Source organism: Marisediminitalea aggregata (assembly GCF_900129565.1).
GTDB lineage: Bacteria > Pseudomonadota > Gammaproteobacteria > Enterobacterales > Alteromonadaceae > Alteromonas > Alteromonas aggregata.
In genome coordinates this window covers 76,315-99,788 of the sequence record NZ_FQWD01000008.1, presented here as the reverse complement: position 1 = coordinate 99,788, position 23,474 = coordinate 76,315, and the positions used below count along the sequence as shown (strand labels likewise).

21 protein-coding genes are annotated in these 23,474 nt (G+C 49.8%); 11 read left to right on the top strand and 10 right to left on the bottom strand.

Annotated features, from left to right (window positions below; translation table 11 throughout):
• The first annotated feature begins 31 nt into the window (after nt 1-31).
• Complete coding sequence (locus BUB81_RS20280; protein ID WP_073325189.1) at nt 32-847, top strand: NAD-dependent epimerase/dehydratase family protein; 816 nt, start codon at nt 32-34, stop codon at nt 845-847.
• Between the two features lie 51 nt (nt 848-898).
• On the opposite strand, the gene BUB81_RS20275 is transcribed toward BUB81_RS20280, so the two are convergent.
• From BUB81_RS20275 to BUB81_RS20265, 3 genes are all read right to left on the bottom strand, one after another.
• Nucleotides 899-2,320 (bottom strand): sodium-dependent transporter, encoded by a 1,422-nt coding sequence (locus tag BUB81_RS20275; RefSeq protein ID WP_073325188.1) that lies wholly within the window; start codon nt 2,318-2,320, stop codon nt 899-901.
• 176 nt (nt 2,321-2,496) lie between these two features.
• Nucleotides 2,497-3,213, bottom strand: coding sequence for an SDR family NAD(P)-dependent oxidoreductase (locus tag BUB81_RS20270; protein WP_073325187.1), 717 nt, complete (start codon nt 3,211-3,213; stop codon nt 2,497-2,499).
• A complete protein-coding gene (locus tag BUB81_RS20265; RefSeq protein ID WP_073325186.1) occupies nt 3,210-3,617 on the bottom strand; it encodes a thiol-disulfide oxidoreductase DCC family protein in 408 nt (135 codons plus the stop codon). The genes BUB81_RS20270 and BUB81_RS20265 overlap by 4 nt, the downstream gene beginning before the upstream one ends.
• A 93-nt stretch (nt 3,618-3,710) precedes the next feature.
• Between BUB81_RS20265 and msrA the strand changes: the two genes are divergently transcribed.
• Nucleotides 3,711-4,247 carry a peptide-methionine (S)-S-oxide reductase MsrA gene (msrA, locus tag BUB81_RS20260; RefSeq protein ID WP_073325185.1) on the top strand — a complete coding sequence of 179 codons (537 nt, stop codon included), beginning with the start codon at nt 3,711-3,713 and terminating at the stop codon, nt 4,245-4,247.
• Between the two features lie 38 nt (nt 4,248-4,285).
• On the opposite strand, the gene BUB81_RS20255 is transcribed toward msrA, so the two are convergent.
• Complete coding sequence (locus BUB81_RS20255) at nt 4,286-4,684, bottom strand: energy transducer TonB (RefSeq protein WP_073325184.1); 399 nt, start codon at nt 4,682-4,684, stop codon at nt 4,286-4,288.
• Nucleotides 4,685-4,712: 28 nt separating this feature from the next.
• Nucleotides 4,713-5,162 carry an Lrp/AsnC family transcriptional regulator gene (locus BUB81_RS20250; RefSeq protein WP_073325183.1) on the bottom strand — a complete coding sequence of 150 codons (450 nt, stop codon included), beginning with the start codon at nt 5,160-5,162 and terminating at the stop codon, nt 4,713-4,715.
• A gap of 197 nt (nt 5,163-5,359) precedes the next feature.
• Between BUB81_RS20250 and BUB81_RS20245 the strand changes: the two genes are divergently transcribed.
• Complete coding sequence (locus BUB81_RS20245; protein WP_073325182.1) at nt 5,360-6,202, top strand: PhzF family phenazine biosynthesis protein; 843 nt, start codon at nt 5,360-5,362, stop codon at nt 6,200-6,202.
• Between the two features lie 68 nt (nt 6,203-6,270).
• Here BUB81_RS20245 and BUB81_RS20240 read toward each other — a convergent pair whose 3' ends face one another.
• Nucleotides 6,271-7,413, bottom strand: coding sequence for an esterase-like activity of phytase family protein (locus BUB81_RS20240; protein ID WP_073325250.1), 1,143 nt, complete (start codon nt 7,411-7,413; stop codon nt 6,271-6,273).
• 233 nt (nt 7,414-7,646) lie between these two features.
• Between BUB81_RS20240 and BUB81_RS20235 the strand changes: the two genes are divergently transcribed.
• The 4 genes from BUB81_RS20235 (at nt 7,647) to BUB81_RS20220 (ending at nt 11,382) form a co-directional block, all read left to right on the top strand.
• Nucleotides 7,647-9,497 (top strand): metallophosphoesterase family protein, encoded by a 1,851-nt coding sequence (locus BUB81_RS20235; protein WP_073325249.1) that lies wholly within the window; start codon nt 7,647-7,649, stop codon nt 9,495-9,497.
• 21 nt (nt 9,498-9,518) lie between these two features.
• On the top strand, nt 9,519-10,061 hold the full coding sequence (gene fldB / locus BUB81_RS20230) for a flavodoxin FldB (protein ID WP_073325181.1): 543 nt from the start codon (nt 9,519-9,521) through the stop codon (nt 10,059-10,061).
• Nucleotides 10,051-10,845, top strand: coding sequence for a CLCA_X family protein (locus tag BUB81_RS20225; protein WP_073325180.1), 795 nt, complete (start codon nt 10,051-10,053; stop codon nt 10,843-10,845). The genes fldB and BUB81_RS20225 overlap by 11 nt, the downstream gene beginning before the upstream one ends.
• A gap of 135 nt (nt 10,846-10,980) precedes the next feature.
• A complete protein-coding gene (locus BUB81_RS20220; RefSeq protein ID WP_073325179.1) occupies nt 10,981-11,382 on the top strand; it encodes an ExbD/TolR family protein in 402 nt (133 codons plus the stop codon).
• Nucleotides 11,383-11,432: 50 nt separating this feature from the next.
• On the opposite strand, the gene BUB81_RS20215 is transcribed toward BUB81_RS20220, so the two are convergent.
• Together BUB81_RS20215 and BUB81_RS20210 are read right to left on the bottom strand one after the other, a co-directional pair.
• Complete coding sequence (locus BUB81_RS20215) at nt 11,433-12,164, bottom strand: tRNA1(Val) (adenine(37)-N6)-methyltransferase (RefSeq protein WP_084526766.1); 732 nt, start codon at nt 12,162-12,164, stop codon at nt 11,433-11,435.
• Nucleotides 12,165-12,184: 20 nt separating this feature from the next.
• Entirely contained in the window at nt 12,185-12,811 is a 627-nt protein-coding gene (locus BUB81_RS20210; protein WP_073325248.1) for an NAD(P)H-binding protein, read from the bottom strand.
• 99 nt (nt 12,812-12,910) lie between these two features.
• Between BUB81_RS20210 and BUB81_RS20205 the strand changes: the two genes are divergently transcribed.
• Nucleotides 12,911-15,115, top strand: a complete 2,205-nt coding sequence (locus tag BUB81_RS20205) for a S9 family peptidase (RefSeq protein ID WP_073325177.1) — start codon at nt 12,911-12,913, stop codon at nt 15,113-15,115.
• A 221-nt stretch (nt 15,116-15,336) separates the two neighbouring features.
• Nucleotides 15,337-17,181 carry a S8 family serine peptidase gene (locus BUB81_RS20200; RefSeq protein ID WP_073325176.1) on the top strand — a complete coding sequence of 615 codons (1,845 nt, stop codon included), beginning with the start codon at nt 15,337-15,339 and terminating at the stop codon, nt 17,179-17,181.
• A gap of 69 nt (nt 17,182-17,250) precedes the next feature.
• Here the strand turns inward: BUB81_RS20200 and BUB81_RS20195 are convergent, their stop codons facing one another.
• Together BUB81_RS20195 and BUB81_RS20190 are read right to left on the bottom strand one after the other, a co-directional pair.
• Nucleotides 17,251-17,625, bottom strand: coding sequence for a PH domain-containing protein (locus BUB81_RS20195; protein ID WP_073325175.1), 375 nt, complete (start codon nt 17,623-17,625; stop codon nt 17,251-17,253).
• A 49-nt stretch (nt 17,626-17,674) separates the two neighbouring features.
• Complete coding sequence (locus BUB81_RS20190) at nt 17,675-20,557, bottom strand: EAL domain-containing protein (protein ID WP_073325174.1); 2,883 nt, start codon at nt 20,555-20,557, stop codon at nt 17,675-17,677.
• A 244-nt stretch (nt 20,558-20,801) separates the two neighbouring features.
• Between BUB81_RS20190 and BUB81_RS20185 the strand changes: the two genes are divergently transcribed.
• Together BUB81_RS20185 and BUB81_RS20180 are read left to right on the top strand one after the other, a co-directional pair.
• Entirely contained in the window at nt 20,802-21,806 is a 1,005-nt protein-coding gene (locus BUB81_RS20185) for a serine/threonine dehydratase (protein WP_073325173.1), read from the top strand.
• 10 nt (nt 21,807-21,816) lie between these two features.
• Nucleotides 21,817-23,472 (top strand): amidohydrolase, encoded by a 1,656-nt coding sequence (locus BUB81_RS20180; RefSeq protein ID WP_073325172.1) that lies wholly within the window; start codon nt 21,817-21,819, stop codon nt 23,470-23,472.
• Nucleotides 23,473-23,474 lie beyond the last annotated feature (2 nt).

The following is a 23,474-nucleotide window of genomic DNA, read 5'->3' as shown; positions in this document are numbered from 1 at the left end:
ACAGAATCCTCTTCTTTTTACGAGCGCTATCATGCAAAACAAGCTCTTACTGTGCGGTTGTGGCTGGCTTGGCGGTTATGTCGCTGAACGCTTCAAATCAGACTTTGCCATAACCGGCACCACACGTAGCGAATCCAAAGCTCAGCAACTGGCCAGTCAGGGTATCCAACCTTTATTGTTCGGCTTGGGACAACCACTGGATGCACTCATTGAAGCGGCAAACAACAGTGTGGTTATCCTTAATATTCCACCGGGCAGACGCAACCCGGATCTCACCGATTTCACCCACTCCATGTATGAATTGATCACCGCGTTATTTACCCGGGCCACGCCAGCATTAGTGGTGTTCATCAGTACCACATCGGTATATGGCGACAGTGAAGGGGTGATTACTGAGTCTTCCCCGGTAGCCCCCGTCACGGCCTCGGGAAAAGCCCATGTGGGCATAGAACAGCACTTGCTGGATACCGCACCACACAACAGCTACGTATTGCGTCTGGCGGGATTAGTTGGCCCTGACAGGCATCCGGTAAATACACTAGCAGGACGAACGCTGAGTGGCGCAGATCAGGTCGTTAATCTGGTTCACATAGAAGATGTGTTGCGCACTATTGAAGCGTTGATTAAGCAACAGCCGAATAAGCGCATTTTACACTTATGCAGCAACGACCATCCCAAACGAGGCCTGTATTACCCTGAAATGGCAAAACGCAGGGAGTTAGCGCCTATTCATTTTTCAGAACAGCCGAATGAGCATAACGCTGGCGAGGGAAAGCACATAGATGCCAGCGCAACACTGGCTGAACTATCGCTTCGTTTGAGTTACCCCAGTCCCTGGGATATGTAGAGACTGACAAGGGCAAGGACTGCCCCTGCCCTCTTCATTCTATATCCGGCTTCAGCCGAATAGGGTGATGCCGAAGTACTTCACCGCGACGGTGTTAATGAAAATCAACGCCAGAATAAGCGGAATAAAGGTACCAACTGAAATATCCACATAGCGTTCAAACCAGCTGCCCTTGTAGTTGGGTGAGCCTGTTTCCAGCGCTTTGTGCAGGTTGTGGCGCTTCCAACGGTAGCTAACAAATAAACAAATCAGCAGTCCGTTCAGTGGCAGAATTGTGTCGTAAAACACATCGTACACGATATCGAAGAACGATTTAGGCGCGCCCGCATAGCTGGTGAATTCCGTAAAGAAAGTCACAAAACCAAACGAGAGTGCACAGAACACTGAAAAGACCACCAACAAAATACCCAGAATAACCAGGGCACGTGGGCGGCTGTAATCTTTCTCGTCCATTAACGCGGCAACCGGTACTTCAAAAATAGACACCAGAGACGTAATGGCCGCAAAGAACACCAACAGGAAGAATATACTGGCCACCAGCGACGCACCAAAGAAACCAATACTGGTTTGCAGTGCCAGGAAAATCTTCGGCAGGAAAGTGAATATCATGCCAATAGAAGACTCACTTAATTCTGCAGGATTCGTGTTCGGGTTGAATGAGAAGATCGCAGGCAGAATCATCAAACCCGCTGTAAACGCCACAGCAGTATCGGTTAACGCTACCAGCTTAGCTGACTGCGGTACGTCTGACTGCTGGTCGATATAACTGCCATAGGTGATCATTATGCCCATACCCAGACTCAACGAGAAGAATGCCTGAGACAATGCACCGTTAATTACCGAGGCGTTAATTTTACTGAAGTCCGGTACTAGATAGAAACTTACACCGGCCATGGCATTGTCCTGAGTCAGAACAAAAATCACCAGCAGCACCAGCATCACAAAGAGTGCGGGCATCAGCAGCTTCGCGGCTTTTTCGATACCTTGCTTTACCCCGCCTTGCAAAATCAGGTACACGATACCCAGTACAACCGCCATGTAGATAAATAATGTGGGGGAGTTTATAAAGGTGCCAAAGGTGTCTGGATTGGCCAGTAGTTCAAGGTTTCCGGTCACAGCTTCAAACAGGTATCCAAAAATCCATACCGTGATTACCAGGTAAAACACCGCGATCATAAACGGGGTAATAATGGACAACCAACCTGCCAGTTTCCATTGCGGGGCGTTGTCTGTCAGCTTTGCGTAAGCACCCAACGGGTCTTTCTTAGCGTAACGACCGACTGACATTTCCGCCATCATCACGGGCAAACATATTGCGGCCACAAAAATAGCGTACATTAACAAGAAAGCGCCGCCACCATTTTTTGCTGCGCCCACTGGAAACCCAACCAGGTTACCAATACCTACTGCAGACCCTGCTGCAGCCAAAATAAATCCGATGCGCGATCCGAACTGTTCTCTGGCCCCGCTCATACCCATTTCCTCATAGTGATTCTTATTTTTTTTAATATCGGGGAAACCGTGATTGGTAGCTTTTTTCTTGTCGTTAGCTTACCTGGCCCCTGGATCCGAATTCGCCATGGTATCAATACCTTTGCCAAATGTCTTGAATTTAGGCGCGTCAGGCTTGCTGCCCGACGCGATTTTTATTACCAGGGTATGGATTTTCCTGCCCAGTCAATAAAATAAGGGCTTTCAGAGGTGTTTGCCTGATCGATTACCGCCAGCAATTGGGCTGCAGTGTAAGCAGGCGTGAACAGTTTTTCCGGTTTCACATTGCGCTGAAATGGTTTCGACAACGACGAGTCTACTGTTCCGGGATGATAGCAAATCAAGCTTGTATGCTTTGCTCTGCGAGCATATTCAACGCTCGCGGTCTTTACAAACATATTTAAAGCGGCCTTGGAGGCACGGTAGCCATACCACCCGCCTAAGCGGTTATCGCTGATGCTGCCCACCCTGGCGCTCAGTACACTTACGGTTGAACCACCTTGTGCCAAGTGCCCTACCAGCAATTTAACCCAAAGCGAGGGACCGATAGTGTTCACCTGGAAGTAATGCTGCATGGCCTCGGCAGATACATCTTCCAGGCGTTTTTCCGGCGTAACGTTGTCATCGTGCAGCACGCCGGTAGCAATGACTGCGTGGGTAAAAGCCGTACCCTTAGCCTTGCAGGCAGATAACCAGTTAGTAATTGCGGTTTCATTTACTGTGTCCAGCTGCACAGGCACAACTTGTTTTCGCTTGGCTCCTGTGTAGTGACTTCGAGATACGGCATACACCACTGAACTGCTGTATTGTTCGCAAAATGCCTCAACCACAGCCTGACCAATTGCGCCATTTGCGCCAACCACCAATATATTCATCGTTTTTTCAGCTCACATTGTTCGCAGCGCTTTTGCCCGGTTAGCCAATACGACACTTTATAGCGATGCCGGGCAAACCGCGTGTAGCACCAGTCGGCAATGGGCTTCAACAGCGGCCAGCGTGTAGGTGCATACAACCAGCCTTTTCCCACCAGCTTCCAGGCCTGGTAAGTGACATCAAGGCCATCAATCATGCTGCCATCATCGCACATGGCGTGAATGCGGTTATTCAGCGCATGCCAGTCAAGCGTTGGATAGCGCGAACTGAAATCTGCTGCAGTAATGTCTTCAAAGGCCAGCTTACCTGCGGTGTTCAAACGCATCAGATGGCGCATTTCAAACAGGCAAAGCGGACAGGCGCCGTCATAAAAAACGGTCAATTTGGGCGTGTGTGTCGTATTCATACTACTATTACGGTGGAATTTGTGGGTTGGATGACTTGAAGAAACCACTTTTCGCCACCACACTGCAAGCATTAGCACTTTTGGAGCAATATTATGTCTAACACGGCGTCAGCCACCCTGGCCGGAGGGTGTTTTTGGTGTATCGAATCCGCATTCAATCAGGTACAAGGTATTGAACTGGCTACGTCTGGTTATGCCGGAGGCGAGGTCGATTCACCCACTTACGAACAGGTTTGTAAGGGTGATACGGGCCACGCAGAAGTGGTCAGGCTTACCTATTATCCCGATCAAATCAGCTACCGCGAGATTCTGGAAATCTTTTTCGCGCTACACGACCCAACGCAATTAAACCGTCAGGGTAACGATGTAGGCACCCAATACCGCAGCGCAATCTTCTATCACGACGAAGAACAGAAAGCTGAAGCCGAAAAAATCATTGCAGAAATAACCGAAGAACAGATTTGGCCAAACCCGGTAGTCACTGAAGTAACCCCGCTGAACAATTACTTTGCGGCAGAGGACTATCATCAGTCTTACTTTAAAAACAACCCGCAAAACCAGTATTGTGCCATGGTGGTGGCACCGAAACTGGCGAAGTTTAAAAAGACCTTTGCTCAGCGTCTGCGTTAAAAATAATTAGCCCCCGACATACCGGGGGCAACTACGCGTTACTCGAACTGATAATCCAATCTGACTACATGGCAGGTACTTTTTCCGGGCGTATATTGCCACTTTGATAGCGCCTGTACCGACGTGACCACAAAAATATCCGATGGCGAGACTTCAATCACATTGATGTTGACGGGTTTACCTTCGGCGGACAGGTCATATTCAAGCACGGCATACCCTTCAATACCGTCTCGTGCTGCTTTAGCGGGATAACGGGGTGCACCGGTGGAGACCAGACGCTTCTCAACCGAGCTAGCCAGATTTTCTTCTTTTGTACGCTCAGGAATACCGCAACGAGATGGGTAGGTAATGACGTTACCCGATGCTTCATCATCAGCCAGCGCGAACTCTAGCGGTAACAAGGTCATGAATAGCAAAGTCCGGAGTAATAATTTCATTGGCGTTCCTTATCCTGTTGTTGTTGATTTAATCTGGAATAAGCGGTGGTAACCGCGGCTCTATAACGTGAGATTTAATAATCGAGGTATGGGTTTCTGCACAATCGTGCAGCGGTAGCAGCACGTCATCTAACTCTGCCACATCGGTGAGGGCCAGCTTTGCCACAAAGCAATCATCCCCGGTTACCCGCTCACAGCTCATAAACCGCGGTTGCTGTGCTATCAGCTTTTCGACTTTGTGAAGTTCGCCACTGCGGGGCTTAATTCGCACCAGCGCCTGCAAGGTATAACCCAACGCACGCAAATTGATTCCGACGCCAAATCCGTCGATAACACCATTGTCTTTTAAACGTCGCACACGTTCACCTACTGCCGGGCCGGATATACCCACCTGCTTTCCAATATCGGCGAAGCTCTGTCTCGCATCCAAATTTAAGTGCTCAAGAATAGCGCGATCGAGGTGATCGATTGTCTTCATGTCATCGTGCTCCTGACCTTGTTGAGCATGAAAAGTAAAAGTACTAATTTACTGCTATATCAAAAGCAATATAGTGGATTAGCCCGCAAAATCACAGTGAATCCAGCGCATTCGCCTTGCTACACTATGTAACGAATATTCACTCAACCCTTTGCATAACGTCATGACGGCTTGTTATTTTTTTGGAGACATAACATATGAATTTACAACGTGTAGCCGCGTTTAGCCGCGGTGAACAAGGTGGTAACCCCGCTGGCGTAGCATTGCTGACTGAGCCTCTGAGTGACAAGGATATGGCGCGCATTGCAGCAGAAGTAGGGTATTCGGAAACCGCCTTTGCATACCCTTTGTCGGCCGACCGAAAACACTGGCGGGTACGCTATTTTTCACCCGAATCCGAAGTGCCGTTTTGCGGCCACGCCACGGTTGCACTGGGCTCGGTACTGGGTGAAACCTATGGCTTAAGTACCTATTCGCTGAAAATTAATCAGGCGGATATTGAAGTCACCGCATCGCAAACCGAAGCAGGTATTGCGGCCGAACTCACATCGCCGCAAACCTACAGTAGAGCGCTGTCTGAAAAAGAACTCAGCGAGACGTTGGCGTTGCTAGGCCTGCAAGTCACAGATTTGGATGAACAGCTGCCACCAGCAAAAATTCACGGCGGTGCCGATCACATCGTATTACCCCTGCAACGACGCGATACCTTGTCTGCCATGCATTACGATCTGGACGCCGGTCGCGAACTCATGAATCGCCACGGCCTGGTGACTATTATGCTGGTGTACATCGAAGATGCGCAGACGTTTCATTCCCGTAATGCGTTTGCATCGGGTGGTGTACTTGAAGACCCTGCCACAGGCGCAGCATCAGCAGCCTTCGCAGGCTACCTTCGCGATAAGCAATGGCCACATGGCGGCAAGATTACGCTGTATCAGGGTGAAGACATGGGCGCACCGTCTGTCATTACAGTGGCCCTGACAGACGAACCCGGCGCATCGGTCTCAGTGTCAGGTTCGACGCGAAAAATTGCAGTATAAGCAGGCAACGCAGGTTGGCAAGATGCCTCCTGCGCTTACTATTCAAACCTGGCTAAATCAGGTCCCCCCTACTTAAACCAGGCGTCGTCGATGGGCATATTAAACAGCAACGGTGCCATGCCCTCGTAACGCGCGCGGTTAGCTTCACATTGCAGGTTTTTCATGTAATTAACTTTCCATGGGTCATTCACCAGCCACAGCGTATCACCAATCACTGCCAGTCCTTCAATAGACGCGTTGTCCATGATTTCCTGCTCTGCACAGTTTACCGGATCACCAGAAGGCGCACTGAATTGCAGGCTGATCTTCTTCGTCGGCAATGCGCCAGTCGTGTCAATAACCCAGAGTTCGTTGTCGTTTCTCGCCGCTGCTAGCAAGAAGCCTTTTCCTTCGGCGGGCGAATAGTACTCGAGTCCGTTAATGGGATGTCTGCCGCTGTCAAAGGTAGGAACCGCCAGCGCTGGGTCTGCCACTACCGCAAAATCAGTTTGTTGCCAGAACTCATCATTTAACTGCACGGTAAATATCCGCGGATTGCCGGCATTGTCGCGTTCCAGGCCCAGATACAAGGTGCCATCCTGACTCAATGCCATGCCTTCGATGCCGTCATTCGGAAAGTCCCCAACGGCAAACTCAAGCGGGAATTGCAGCGGACGGACATGGGTCATGCGGTAGCGGCCCTCGCTAGTCGCCTCCACTCTGACCAACAGCGTGGGATAGTCGGTCGAGCCGGTATTTTCAAAGCGCTTCTGGCAGTTATCGGACAGCGCGCCTGTGCGGGTGGCATCTTCCGTTACGGTGTAAAACACATTGTCGTCATTCGGGTCTGCGACCAGTGCTTCGAGGTCCGGTTCGTCTGACAAGTACTGAGCAAAACAACTGCGACGCACGCGGCCCGCCATCGACATAGCATCAACCTTTGGTGATAACGTGGCACTCGCAGGGTCAATTTCGTGAATTTGCAGGCGTTGAGACTTAAGCGCACTGCCGTCGGAAATACTGTAAAGCTTTCCGTTACGATGCGTTAACCCTGACGTTTGGGGGTCTAGCATCACGCCGCCGTCGGCTTCCATAATCCATTTACCGGCTAATACAGGATCCGCCTTCGGCGCCTCTGGCATTGAGGCTTCAGTTGGCGCTTCGACCGGCGCTTCACTGCAGGCCACCAGCACACTGAGTGCTACACCCGCCAACAACCATGTAGATTTCATCTTTTCTTTCCCAATCATAGGGTTGATAATGGCAGTATCCTCGCCGATGGAAAGCGGTGGGTCAAGGCTGTTGAACCTAACGTACAGCAAGTCAAACGTACGTGACCACACTCAGCAGAGCCCGTATACTTTCCGTAGCACGTATGTCGCCGTCGCAATTAGTTATATTCATGTTTTCATTCTAAGGAGTGTTGGTTATTTCTGTTTCTCGTCCGTTGGTCATTGCCGGTCCGATGATCAGACACACCACCCGTGAGGCCTTTACGATTTGGCTGGTTACCTCAGAGTCGGTAGCCCCTGACATCACGGTGAAAGTCGGCCAACAATCCTGTGCCGGAAATACAACACATGAACATATTCAGGTTGGTGAACACGCCTTCGTCAACCTGCTGACATTTCTGCCAGAACAACCGCTGGATACCGCACAGCGTGTTGAATATGAACTCCAGTTTGCCGCAGCTGAACAGCAGACAGACTGGCAACGCACGCTGTCGACTTTACTGTATCCCGGACAAAGTGCACTCAACTTTTGGGTGCCGGAAACGCTGTCGAATGTGCTCCATGGCTCCTGTCGCAAACCGCATCATCAGGACAATGACAGTTTGCTTCGAGTGGATGGACTCATAGCTCAGGAATTAGCGGGCGAACAAAAACGCCCCGACATGATAATCATGACCGGCGACCAGATATACGCCGACGACGTGGCCGGTCCCATGCTGCAAGCGGTGTTGCAAACGGTTAGCAACTACGGTTTGTTTCACGAAAATCTAGAGCAAGCTGTCATCCCCAATACCGAAGACTTGATTGGGCACCCCTATTGCTATTATCACCGGCAACAAATACTGCCGCAGGTTGCTACGAATACCGCACTCTCCAAGCTCTTTTTTGGCGCGAAAAAGAAACCGGTATTTACCTCGGTAAACGCCCAGAACCACCTGATTGGTCTGGCGGAAGTATTGGCCATGTACCTGTTAGTGTGGTCCGATTCACCTTGGGAAGAAATTGCGTTTAACGCAGAAGAAGTGCCTCCTGCATTTCGCAGTAAGTTTGAACAAGAACTTGGCACAATAGAAGCCTTTGCCAGCCAGTTAACCCAGGTTCGCCGCGCATTCGCGCATATTCCAAACTACATGATTTTCGACGACCACGATGTGACCGATGACTGGAACCTGACCCGGGGCTGGGAGCAGGAAGTATACGGACATCCGTTGTCGCGCCGAATGGTAGGTAACGCGCTCGCGGGTTATTGGTTGTGTCAGGGTTGGGGCAATTCACCGGAGAAGTTTGAGTCAATATACCAGTTGGCCTCAGAGAGTTTTACTCCCGACGGACTAACAAAGCATGAAGACTTCATCGATGCGTTATTTGACTGGGAAGAATGGCATTACGGCTTAGACACCCAGCCGCCCGTGCAGGTTTTGGATACCCGTACCCGTCGCTGGCGCAGTGAATCCAGCCTGAACAAACCCTCGGGCTTGATGGACTGGGAAGCCCTGTGTGAATTTCAGCAACAAACGTTCGGTAAAGACGCCGTGATTGTGGTGTCAGCCGCACCCATATATGGGGTTAAGTTTATCGAGGTTATTCAGAAGCTGTTTACCCTGGCCGGCAAAGCGTTAACCGTAGATGCCGAAAACTGGATGGCGCATAAGGGCACCGCCAGCGTGATCCTGAATATCTTCCGACACTACAAAACACCGCCGCACTTTATAATTTTGTCTGGTGATGTGCACTATTCGTTTGTGTACGACGTGCGACTGCGGTTTCGCCGTAACAGCCCCAAAATCACACAGTTCACCTGCAGCGGCATTAAAAATACCTTTCCGAATACGCTTATCCGCTGTCTGGACACGCTGAACCAATGGTTTTACAGTGCCCGTTCACCGCTGAATATCTTCACCCGTCGGCGCAATATGTCGGTCCACGACCGCCACCCAGACTGCGCGCCAAACCAAGCGCTACTGAATCGTGCTGCCATTGGACAGCTATTGATCGATCCAGATTGCGAGGAAGTACGTTGTTTAGCATTGTGTAGTGACGGAGAAACGGTAGAATTCCCGCCTGAATCCGATGTCGATAACTAACCAGCGAGGCAATGCAACGCAATGAGTGATCCCGCACTGAAAATTGGCCTGTTTTACGGTTCCACCACCTGCTACACCGAAATGGCCGCAGAAAAAATTCAGGCACAGTTAAACAGCATGTTTGATGAGCAGGTTGTGGATTTACACAACATCAAGGATGTGTCACTCAGTCAAACCGCCCAGTACGATATTTTAATTCTGGGTATCTCCACCTGGGATTTCGGCGAATTGCAGGAAGACTGGGAATCCAGTTGGGATGAGGTACATCAGCTCCCGCTAAGTGGCAAAGTCATTGCGTTATTTGGTTTGGGTGACCAGTACGGCTATGCCGACTGGTTCCAGGACGCGCTTGGCATGCTACACGATGCGATTGCCCCTTCAGGTTGTCAGTTCATTGGCTACACGGCGAATGAAGGATACGAATTTGCTAAGTCCAAAGCGCTTATCGAGAACGACAGTAAATTCGTGGGCCTGTCACTGGATGACGAAAACCAGTTTCAACTCACCGACGAACGCATTGCACGTTGGTGTGAACAACTCGTAACTGAACTCAGTGAGCTCTAACACCCCACCCGGACGTTTACACCAGCACTATTATCGCAATGGCCAAAGTCATCGGGATGGCGCGGATGTCAGCTTTCACGACATCCGCCGGATGTTTGGCTTCCAGTCCATCACTATTGGTCGCTGGGTGACAGCAAAAGAACAACAGATCGCGGCCAACCTGTTTTTCGATGCACTGTACGATCTGATCGACATTTTACAGATCAACGAACAGGTGGTGTCATTGAACGGATCGCTGTCGCTGGCCTTTGGCACCGGCGGTCAAAAAAACGCCAACGCGCATTATCATCCGGCTAAACGTCAGCTGGCACTGGCGAAAAACGCGGGCGGCGGCGCCCTTGCCCATGAATGGTTCCATGCGTTTGACCATTATATCAGCCAAAAATTTCTGGTAAGACCTCATCCCACTGCGTTTGCCTCTCAGGGCTGGCTGGACGACGCGGATCTGGTGGATCACCCGCTAAATCACAAGCTTGCAGCCTGTTTTCAGATCTTGTTTCTGTCGGCCGACGGCCATTCACCCAACGAGTATGTATTGCGTTCAGTCGAAGCTGATAAAGCATTGAAATGCTTCTATTTTGCAACTCCCCAAGAGCTTGCAGCACGCGCATTTGAAGCCTGTATTCAAGACCAAACCATCAAAAATGTCTTCCTGGTTCAGGGCACAAAAATGTCGGCTGAGGCTAGACTTGGCATTTATCCTCATGGTACCTTGAGATCACAGCTAAACGATGCCTTCAGGGTTTACTTTTACCAACTTGGTATGGCGCTGTCTGCTAAATAGTGTCGTTTTCTAACGAAAGTTATCGACAAATGCATTAAATCCATCGCACCTTGGTAATTTCTTTGTACAAATCACTACAGTTTTTTGTTACAAACAGTATACTAGGCGCACAAGTGTTAGAGATTAGAAAACCAAATGAAAAGAAAAAAGCATACATCCGGTGATGATGAAGCACAGGTCGACATGACTCCCATGTTGGACATCGTGTTCATCATGTTGATTTTCTTCATCGTAACCACGTCTTTCGTTAAAGAGAAAGGGTTAGATGTAAATCGTCCTGAGAACAAAAATCAGTCAAACAATCCTTCTAAGTCGCTGTCTATTCGCATCGACGAAATGGGTACAATTATCATGAATGGCCGCGAAGTTGACATCCGTCGCGTTATCGCAAACATTCAGACTTACCTGGCTGAAAACCCAACTGATTCTGCGGCTATCCAGGCCCACGAGAACACTGAACACGGTGTTGTGGTTGAGGTAATGAACCAGGCAAAAGAAGCGGGTATCAACAAGGTATCTGTACTGGTTAAGTCTTAAACCAGAATTTATTTGAAAAAAGCGCGTTTATCGCGCTTTTTTTGTGCCTGTCAAAAATTCAGATAAAACGCCTGACACAAAGTCTTAAACTCATCGGTGTAGCTGTTGTCTTCGTTTCTTATCGTTAGCGAGTGTATCTGTGTAAAAGAAGCCATGGCAGACAATCGATAGACACTGACCTTTGGCAAACTGTCTGCCTTATTGTGAACATCCCAGCGCTGATCAACGAATAACCCGGCATCACTTGCGGCATTAACCACATCGTTATGCCGTTGATGAGGATAGACGCAATAAACACTCCCCTCGCCAGCCAGTAACCTGGCGCAGTGCCTGAAGAAATCCTCAATCCGCAAGCCATGTTCGAGGCGTGCGAGTTTTCTCTGCTCGTCCATGGTTTCATATGCGCGGGTTCTGTCATCAGTCCCGGCAAAATAGGGCGGGTTTGAAATGATCAGATCATAACGCGCGTCAGGCTCGAAGTGGGCAATATCCTCTCGCTTAACACATAAACGCTCAGCCCAGGGACTTTGGGCAAAGTTAGTCTCCGCTTGTAATGCTGCCCGCTCATCAAGTTCAACCGCATCCACTGTGCAGTTGGCATCGGACTTTTGCGCCATCATCAGAGCCAGTAAGCCACTGCCTGTGCCAATATCCAGAATACGCCTGGCGTGAACTGGCTCGGCAATGCTGCCCAATATCAGGCTATCGGTGCCGACTTTCATCGCGCACTGTTCATGCGCAACAAAAAACTGCTTACATTGAAATCCTGCCGGTTTGGTCACCGAAACATCCACCTCTTACGCTATGAAAACGGCTGTAGTCTTATCATTTCCCGCGCCACCTGCTCAGGATACACAGCACGGTATTTTTTAAGGGGGCCAACCATTATTGGCTTAAGTAACGTCAGGGTATTCGCTGTCACGCGTTCCAGCATACGCTCGTCCCCTTCTCGTTCGCCAATCAATACGCCGGGTCTCACTGCTGCAGCATGCGCTAACTGGGGCATGCGCAGAATCGCGTTTTCCAATTCGCCTTTCACCCGTAAGTAAAAGTGCTTACTTTTGGCATTGGCGCCCACCGCAGAAATCCACACGAAACCTTTGGCACGCTGGGCCCGGGCCAATTGTGCAGCGACGTGTACATATTCAAAATCGACCTTTCTGAACGCCTGCTTGCTGCCAGCACGCTTTAACGTTGTCCCCAAACAGCAATACACATGATCAACGGTAAAATAGCCCTGGTAGGACTCCGGATCTTCAAAGTCGATCACCACAGGTTGCAACTTGTTGTGCGGATCACGGTATTGTTGCTTTGCCAACGGTCGTCGCACCAGACAGGTAACGGATGCATAGCGAGGGTCATCGAGTAGCTGCTGCAACAACTGCCTTCCCACCAACCCACTGGCACCTAAGATAAGTGCGCTTTTTATCAAACTCAAAGTGTGTCATCCTTCCGCGTTGTAAGTACCTATAATTAGAAGCCATCCCCCTGTTTGGGATCATTTCAAACGACAGATAGTAGCCTATTCATGAAAAAAGCTTTAATACTTGGAGCCCTTATGCTCAATCATACGGTAACGGCTGACACGTTAACCATTGAACGTATTTATGAATCCCCATCGCTCGCTGGTAGTTCGCCACGCAGTCTGAAAGTGGCCCCTGACGGCAAACGCGTCACCTACCTGCAGGGCAAACAGTCTGACTACGAACGCCTGGACCTGTGGGAATATAACATTGCGTCAGGCGAATCGCGCCTGCTATTCGACTCTGACGAACTGTCGTCGGGAGAAGAAACCCTGTCAGACGAAGAAAAAGCCCGCCGTGAGCGTATGCGACTGTCCGGCACCGGGATCGTTAGTTATCAGTGGTCAGCCGACGGCACCGCTTTGCTGTTCCCAATGGGCGGCGATGTGTTCTACCACAAACTCGGCGAGCCAGGTGCGAAACAGCTGCTGAATACCGAGGCCTTTGAGACCGACATCAAGCTCTCGCCGAAAGGAAACTACATCTCCTTTATTCGCGATCAGAACCTGTATGTAAAACATATTGCCAGTGGTGAAGAAACCGCTATTACCACCAACGGTGGCGGCAATCTTAAGTACGGTATGGCTGAATTTGTAGCCCAGGAAGAAATGGGCCGTATGACCGGCTACTGGTGGTCACCTGACGAGCAGTACATCGCCTTTACGGAAGTAGATGAAACGCCGGTAGACATCATTACCCGTTCGGAAATCTACGCCGATGAAATCAAGATGATTGAGCAAAAGTACCCCTCTGCTGGTACGCCCAACGTCAAAATCCGCCTGGCTATTCAGCACCTGAAAACCCAGCAACGTAACTGGGTTGACTTAGGTAAAGACGAAGACATTTATCTGGCGCGCGGCAAGTGGATGCCAGACAGTAAACACTTTACCTATCAATGGCAGAACCGCACACAGCAAGCACTGGAACTGCGAAGCGTTAATGTGAAAACTCACTCGCAGGAAGTGTTACTTACCGAGTCATCCAACACCTGGGTGAATCTGCATGACGACTTTACCTTTATAAACCAGGGCAAACAGTTTATATGGGCCTCTGAGCGCGATGGTTTTAAACACCTCTATCTGTTTAACAGCGACGGTACACTGGTGCGTCAGTTGACCAAAGGTGAGTGGGTTGTTGATCAGCTTGAAGCCGTCGACGAAAAAGCGGGTAAAGTGTATTTTACCGGCCGCAAGGACACGCCTCTTGAAAGTCACCTGTACAGCGTCAATCTGAAAGGCGGAGACGTTAGCAAACTGACTGCACGTGAAGGCTATCACCACATCACGTTTAGCGGCGATGCTTCCATTTACATTGATATGTCATCTACAGCCAACACGCCCTTCCAGGTTAGCCTGCACAAAGCATCGGGCAAGCAAATTACCTGGCTGGAAGAAAATAAACTGGATGCCAACCACCCGCTGACACCTTATGTAAAAGATTGGATTAAGCCAGAATTCGGCACCATCACCAACGATGAAGGCATCGAACTTTACTACCGCTTATACAAGCCAGCCAAGCTGGAAGGCAAGCACCCTGTTATTGTTTACCTGTACGGTGGTCCACATGCCCAGGTCGTCAACAACCAGTGGGGCGGCAACCGCGGCTTGCTTATGCAACATTGGGTAAGCAAAGGCTATGTGGTATTCAGTATTGATAACCGTGGCTCTAACTACCGCGGCAAAGCGTTTGAAGAGCCAATCTACAAAGCCATGGGTAGCGTTGAGGTAGATGATCAGGTTACCGGCGTGAAGTTTTTGCATACCCTGCCCTACGTAGACAAAGAACGTATTGGTGTTTACGGCCACAGCTACGGTGGCTACATGACACTGATGAGCATGTTCAAAGCGGGAGATTACTTCAAAGCCGGAGTGTCAGGTGCACCTGTTACGACCTGGCGTTTGTATGACACCCACTATACTGAGCGTTACATGGGTAACCCGAATACGGATAGCGACGCCTACGACGCCTCATCGGTATTCCCTTACGCCCAGGATCTGAAAGGCCCACTGCTGATTTATCACGGAATGGCCGATGACAACGTATTGTTTACGCACAGTACCAAGCTGTACAAACACCTGCAGGATATGGGTAAGCCTTTCGAAGTCATGGATTACCCGGGCAAAAAACACAGTATCCGCGGAAAACAAACCGGTATTCACTTATACCACACCATCACTAACTTTTTTGATCGTCACTTCGGCGTGAAATAAGCTTTAACAAAATGCTTTGCGTGACAGGGACTTCCTGTCACGCAATTATTTTTGATCCCTAATAACGAATGTAATTCCATACCTATTATTTACTTCTTCTTATTGCCAATCTGATTTTTATTGCATAGCTTCAATAGGGGTTTACCCCAACATATGCATATATCAATTAGACCGAATTAAATTCGGCAATCAAATCAAATACACAAGTGAAGAAGTATAAAATGATAAAAACTACCCTAAGACCGACCATGGCAGCCGTGTTGATGGCCATGAGTGCTTCAGCTGTTGCAGCAAACGACAGATACATCATTCAGGTAGACAACCCGTCAAAAGGCGTTGTTAAAGCGCTGACCAAACAACTCGGCGGACAGGTTCACGTTGACGCAGATGGCTTCATTGCTGCGACCTTTACCGGTAAATCGCTGGATGAAGTCAAAGGACTGCTTAATAATCCTCACGTAAAACTGGTAGAAGAAGATGCGTTGCGCTCCGCAATGGCGTTGTTTAACGATGACGCAGGTAGCCCGATGCAAACGCAAATAACGCCTTATGCCGTGTATCAGGCTCAGGCGGATCAGGTTGCCTTTAACGCCAGTGCTGGCATGAAAGTGTGCGTGATCGACTCGGGTTTAGACAGCACAAACCCCGACTTTGTCTGGGCAAATATTACCGGCGACAACGACCCGGGAACAGGCAATTGGTTTAACGCAGGTGGCGAGCACGGTACTCATGTAGCGGGCACCATTGGTGCTGCAGACAACAGCTACGGCGTAGTGGGTATGGCGCCGGGCGTCGACATGCATATTATCAAGGTATTCAACGCAGAAGGTTGGGGTTATTCCTCTGATCTGGCCCAGGCGGCACAATTGTGTGGTCAGGCTGGAGCCAATATTATCAATATGAGCTTAGGCGGAGGCGCGGCAAATAATACTGAAGAAAACGCCTTTAAAGACTTCACTGCCGCAGGTGGTTTAGTGGTTGCTGCAGCGGGTAACGATGGTAACTCGTCACGCATGTACCCCGCTGGTTACTCGTCTGTCATGATGATTGGTGCCAATGATGCGAATAACGCCATCGCTGACTTTTCTCAATTCCCAAGTTGTACAACGGGTCGAGGAAAGCGCACGACAACCGACGAAACAATTTGTGTTGAGGTTACCGCGGGTGGCGTAGATACACTTTCAACAGTCCCTGCGGGAACGGCCGTCATGTCTGGTCTGAGCGTGGATGGCGCAGGCTTCGCTTCCAGCGCAATGGAAAACACCGGTAGTGCAAGCGGTAACACGTTCTTTATGGGCACGGCTGAAAGCACTGATGCTGGTGCCGCGGGTAAAGTGTGCGTTATTGACCGCGGTGTTATTTCGTTCCAGGACAAAGTTGCCAATTGTGAGGCATCTGGTGGTGTGGGCGCTGTGATCATCAATAACGAAGCCGGTATACTTTACGGCACGTTAGGTGACACCAACGCAACCTCAATTCCGGCGGTCGGTGCCGCACTGGAAGACCGTTCAGCTATTCTTGCTGCTACCTCAGCTGACATTACGGTTGGCGCTAGCGATTATGGCTTCCTAAGCGGAACGTCCATGGCAACCCCTGCCGTTTCAGGTGTGGCTGCGCTGGTATGGTCAAACCATGAGACCTGTACAGGTACTGAGATTCGTGAGGCATTAAAAGCCACAGCGATGGACGCTGGTGCAGCTGGCAAGGACGTATACTTCGGTTACGGTATTGTTCAGGCGGCCGCGGCCGATGCATACCTAACGGCGAATGGCTGTGCTGGTGGCAACGGTGGTGGCGGTGATAATGGCGGTGGTGGTGATACCGGTACCGACCTTACACTGACGGCTAACGGCTACAAAGTGAAGGGCTCACAACGCGTCGATTTAAGCTGGGTAAACAGCAGCGCAGCCATGGATATTTACCGCAATGGCAGCACCATTGCCACAGTCAGTGGCACCACAACTTACACTGATGCTTTAAATGTAAAAGGCGGCGGTGTTTATGACTACCAGGTGTGTGAATCAGGCACGTCGACCTGCTCTGCGGTCGTCACCGTTGTGTTCTAAACCCACTACATACTCAGACAAAAAAGCCCACTTCAAATGAAGTGGGCTTTTTGATGTAGAAACCGAATATTAACCGAACATCGCGTTCGCAAGTGACTTCTGCACACCAATCGCGGTGTCTTTTTTCAGTTCAAATTTCAACGCTTCAGACTGCCCTGAAATGAATATACGCAGCTCTGCGTCCATGTCGAAGTGGCCTGCCGTTTCCACTTTAAACTGGGTAATGGCTTTGTAGGGTACGGAGTGATATTCCACTTTCCGACCTGTCATACCCTGCTTGTCAATGAACATAAAACGATGGTTGGTAAAGACAATCAGGTCTCTTACCAGTTTGTAAGCACTTACAACGTTTTCAGCATTGCCGAGTATTGGTTGTAGCTCTTCCTGCACCTCAGCTACATCGACTTCACTGGCGTTGCCCATTAATGCATCAAGTAATCCCATGAATCCTCCTTACTTGCCAGCCGCTCTGCTAACTGGCGGTGAAGTAATATTAACTAACCAACTGTAATGTTTTACAGCGATTGACTAAAGGTTCAGGATAACCCAATGCGTAGCCTTGTCCATAGTCAATACCGAGCTCCACAAGCGCTTCGCGTGTCGCGTCGTCAACAACGAACTCTGCAATAGTTTGTTTGCCCATACTCTGCGCAATGTTGTTGATGGCTTTCACCGTTTCATAATCAATTTTGTCACGCACCATGTTACGCACAAATGACCCGTCGATTTTAATGTAATCCACTGCTAGGTTTTTCAGATAGGTAAAGGACGACATACCTGCGCCAAAGTCATCTAACGCAAAGCGACAGCCCAACGCGCGCAGTTCATCGATAAACCATTTTGCAGACGTCAGATTCGTCACCGCCGAGGTTTCAGTAATTTCAAAGCACAGCTTTTCGGTTGGCACATTACTGCGCTGTATCTGTTGCACTATTTGTTTGAGCAGGGTTTCATCGCTCAGGGTGATGCCCGACAGATTAATGGCAATTTTGTCGAGCTGGCGACAGAACGCCGTATTTTGCTGCAAGAATCGCAGGGTATTGTCTACCACCCACCAATCAATTTTGTTCATTACGCCGTGCTGCTCGGCCAGAGGGATAAAAACACCCGGACTGATATGTTGACCATCTTCGCCTATCAGTCTCAGCAGCACTTCTCCCTGAGTACGCTGCTTATTGTTTTGCAGGTCGATAATGGGTTGGAAGAACAGCTCAAAGCCATTGTTTTCCAGCGCCATCTGGAAGTGCTGCAGCACCTTGCTTTCCACCTGATCCAGCGCCTGCTGCTCTTCTGTCGGTGTATAAACAAAGTAGCGGTTGCGGCCCATCGACTTTGCCTTGTAGCAAGCGTTATCTGCCGCTTTTATCAGATCAGCCGCACTGCAACCTGGCTGCTGAATATCAATCACACCAATACTCGCGCCAACAAAAAAGACCTTTTCATCAACGGTAAACCGATAGGCGGCGATGTGTTGTAGCAACCGGTCGAGTTTGTCGAGCACCTGCTCCAGCGTCAGGTTGCGGAATATCATACAAAACTCATCACCACCAATACGCGCAAGCAGGTCGTTTTCATTGACGAACTCGGCAAACAGATTGGCGACCTCCTTAAGCAGTCGGTCTCCAGCCGGGTGCCCGCAGCTGTCGTTAACCAGTTTGAATCGGTCCATATCAATAAAGCACATTACCGCACTGGCTTCACCCGCATTGACCTTACCAATCAATTTGGTCAGGTAGTGATCAAAGGCATAACGGTTCATCAAGCCGGTCAATTGATCATGACTGGCCTGATAAGTGACTTCTTCCTGCAAGGCAAATTCTTCGGTCACATCCCGAGCAATCCCTTCAATGGCAATAAGTTTACCCCGCTCGTCAAAGACGCCTGTATCAGCAAACTCTATGACTTTGGTTTCACCTGAATCTGCACGTAATTTTAAACGGTACGGGGCTGGATTTTCGCCAGACTTGATTGCTTTCAGCCTTGTACTGGCATCATTGGGCACCTCAGAAAGGTAGCGTGATTGCTGTGCACAAAAGGTGTCGGCCGGCACGCCAAGAATAGAATAAAGGCCGTTACTCACATACACGAAAGACTGCTCCAGCGTCTTCGTATAAACAAAGTGACGATACAATCCGTCAATTAAGCGCCGGTACTTCTCCTCACTTTTCAGAAGTGCCTGTTGGGCGTTGAAGCGTTCTGTGACGTCGCGCAATGTAATGGCAATGTCGCGCCCGGCACGGACAATCTGCACTTTTAACCATTGTGGTTTAATCAAGCGGCTTTTCACTTCAATGTAATCATCGAAGGGCGCATCGGTATCGACCACTTCAGCGATACGCGCCACAATGTGGTCTTGCTTGAATGTTCTGAGCTGTTCGGACAATGGCTTGTCTTTTAACAGACAGACATCGCCCTGAAACAACTGATTGGCAATTTTATTGGCTTCCACCAGATAATATTCGTTGCCTTCCTGTTTATAAATTAACAGTGCATCCAGCGCCGCTTCACTGGCAGTTTTGTAGCGTAATTGACTCTGGTCCAGGTTCATTGCGCTTTTGAGCAATTTAAACAATACGATGGTGGCCAGCAAAGACATAACCAGTCCGACTAAGGTTACCAGTAACCCACCTCTGTACGCGGGTTCAGGTGTAGCCAACTGCAATCGCCACTCGCGCCCCAGTACGTTAAATGCTTCGCTCTGTATAGGAAAAAGTGTGTCTTCCGATGGCGCATTTGTGCCCACCGTCATGGTATTTAATGATGTGTCTGTGAGCAGAAAATGGTAGTGCTGTTCAACAATCTGGCCATTTGACATGGCTAACCAGGCCTGTAAATCGAAGCTGGCCATCACATAGCCCAAATGCGGCTCCTGAGGACTTATCATGCGCCCGTAAAGCAGAAAATGGTGCCCCTTATCGTTGCTTACTAACTGACTAAAATACTGCTCGCCATTTGCGTGATAAAGAAAGCCGGGTAGCGATAATGACTGACCAACGATGTGGTTATCCCAGTATTGCTCTGACGAATACTGAGGGCGTACCAGCCATTTCACTACGCCTTGTTGATCGACCAACATCAGGCTACTGTAACCACGTTGTATACTCAACAAAGTAATCGCCTGCACATTGAACCAATCCAGGTAGTTGGGTTCCTGAGTCGGCCAGTTCTGCATCAGAGACTCCATAGCCTGATGTCGCTCTGAGGCCATGGTTTGCAGATTCGCTACTACCTGAACCGACAGGTTTTCCGCTTTATTCCGTTCTACAGCGCGCTCCTGCTCCTGCAGGTAAGCCCCCACACTGATAAAAAAGGTAGCGAGCAGGCCAAATAGAATAATCGGCGTGAAATATATGCGTTTTTGGGCTTGTTGAGACATCAGTGTTCCACACTCAGACTTCGTGCAGTTGCCGACATTACAATAGGATTATTAAACAAAAATGACGCTCAAAAAGTGCGGATAACGCGATGTTGATGTTAGTTCAGATCAGGCTAACGCCGTTTACACCCGCTGCTTGTCGTTTTCTGAGTAATACTCGCCTTTGTTATGCAGCAGTGACACAATGACACGGTTACTATTTTGTCTATCACTCGTCATCTGCGAAGCATCGAAAGGAAACTCTGTGGCGCAAGTCAAATCCGGTACTACTTATGAAGATATTCACCACGCCGCATTACGCTTAATTGGCAAGGTTCAACGCACTCCCATACTGGAATCCTCTTTGTTGAATCGCTGGTTTGGCCATCGCATTTTGTTTAAGGCGGAATGTTTGCAACCCACCGGGGCATTTAAACTTCGCGGCGCGACAAATTTTATAGCCGCATTGCAAGAGTCGGGACAAATCCCGAAACACATCGTGGCCAACAGTTCAGGTAACCATGCGCAGGCAGTGGCGTATGCCGCTTCAAAAGCCGGCATTCCGGTTACCATATACGCCACAGAAACAATATCACCAGTCAAGGCAGCGGCTACACAAGCCTATGGCGCAGAGTTAAAACTGTTCCCTACCCGCGTGGAAGCAGATCGGGCAGTGGCAGATGCAGCGGAAGACAAAGACACTGTGTGGATACCGCCCTTTAATCACCCGTTGATCATTGCAGGCCAGGGGACAGCGGCAATGGAAGCCCTGCAGGACCATCCTGACGTCAACGCGATATTTGCGCCTTGTGGCGGCGGTGGCCTATTGGGTGGCACATTGCTGGCCACGCGTGAACTAGCCCCTGAAGCGCTGGTGATTGGGGCAGAACCTCAACTAGCCAATGACGCGTCACGCTCACTGCAATCAGGCCGAATTGAATCATTGCCCGGCCCGGTGAGTACGCTGGCCGACGGTGCTGCAACCCCCAGTGTTGGGGAACATACCTTCCCTCTCCTGCAGGAACTGGATGATTTCTACGAAGTCAACGAACAACAAATTGCTTATTGGACTCAGTGGCTCCAACACTTGCTAAAAATTCACGTTGAGCCCACCAGCGCAATGAGCATGGCTGCTGTTGCTGCCTGGGCGGTGAATACGCCGCCAGGACAAACAGCGATGGTGCTCCTCACAGGTGGCAATATCAGTCAGTCCACTATGAGTAAAATTTGGCACACCGATTACTTACTCCAACCTCCAACAATAATATGAGAACCTAACGATGCGCAGATTAGTGTCTATTACCCTACTGTTTGTATGCACCGTCACAATGAGCCTGGCCTCCGCCAGCACGCTCATCGATAATGTACGCGGCTATACCCTTAACGACAAAGGCGAATTAATTCGCTTTAAGCGGATCTTAATTAATCACGGTAAGGTGATCAGCCTGGACCCGTCTTCTGTCCCCAACAAAGCCACTGTTATCAATGCGCAGAATGCCGTGATGATGCCCGGCCTGATCGATGCACACGGTCACTTACTTGGCCTGGGTGGGAACCTTCTGGAAGTCGATTTACGCGATAGTAAAAGCATGAGCCAGGCTGCCCAATGGGTAGCTGACTATGCCCTTGCTCATATGGACCAGGACTGGATTAAGGGCCGGGGCTGGAACCAGGAGCTGTGGAGCGACCGCGCATTCCCCACGGCCAAAGCGCTGGACAAAGTCATTGCTAACAAGCCTGTTTGGCTAAGCCGTGTTGATGGACATGCAGCTTGGGTGAATACAAAAGCACTTCGACTGGCAGGTATTACCCGAGACACCAAAGACCCGGCTGGCGGACAAATTATTCGCGATGCCCAAGGCAACCCCACCGGTGTGCTTATCGACAATGCCATGGATTTAGTGGCCCGGGTGATGCCTACTGAAAGCACCAAACAATATCAGGCTCAGTTAAACGCCGCTGGCGAGCACTTGCTGTCTGTGGGTATTACAGCCATGCACGACGCGGGAGTGGGTCATCATGTTTATGACTTCTATCTGGCTCGAGCCGCAGCACAAACACTGCCTGTGCGTATTTATGCCATGTTAAGTGCAACGGACCCACAGCTCGATGACATGCTGGATACCGGCAGAATCCGCAGCGCCGATGACTTTTTATCAATTCGTTCCGTTAAAGCCTACGGCGATGGTGCATTAGGTAGCCGTGGAGCTGCACTGTTAAAGCCCTACAGCGATGCCCCGCATCAGCATGGCTTGCTGCTAACCCAACCCGACGACTTCCCGAAGATCTTTCAAAAAGTGTTAGGAGCAGGTTTTCAGTTAAACTTCCACGCCATCGGCGACAAAGCCAACCGCATGGTACTGGATGAATTTGAAAAAACATTCGCTACCGTTGGCGGCCAGTCGCTTAGAAACCGGGTGGAACACGCTCAGGTGATTGACGTCAACGATCTGCCTCGATTTGCGCAATTAAAAGTGCTGCCATCGATGCAACCCACCCACGCTACCAGCGATAAAAACATGGCAGAAGCGCGTATTGGCAAAGCCAGAATGGCTGGCGCTTATGCATGGAAGACGCTGGTAGACAGTGGAATAGCCATGCCATTGGGCTCTGATTTCCCGGTGGAGCTGGCAAATCCCTTTTACGGCTTACACGCTGCGGTAACTCGTCAGGATCGCAATAATCAACCGCTTAAAGGCTGGTACCCGGAACAAGCCCTTTCAGTGCAACAGGCGTTTAAAGGGTTTACCCTGGATGCAGCCTATGCTGCGCATATGGAAGATACACTGGGTACGCTGACACCCGGAAAGTGGGCTGATTTTATTCTGGTAGATCAGGATATTTTCAGTATTGCGCCACAAGACATCTGGAAGACCAAGGTCATGCAAACCTGGCTGGCCGGCGAGAAAGTATTCGACGCGAATCGTCAAAATTAACT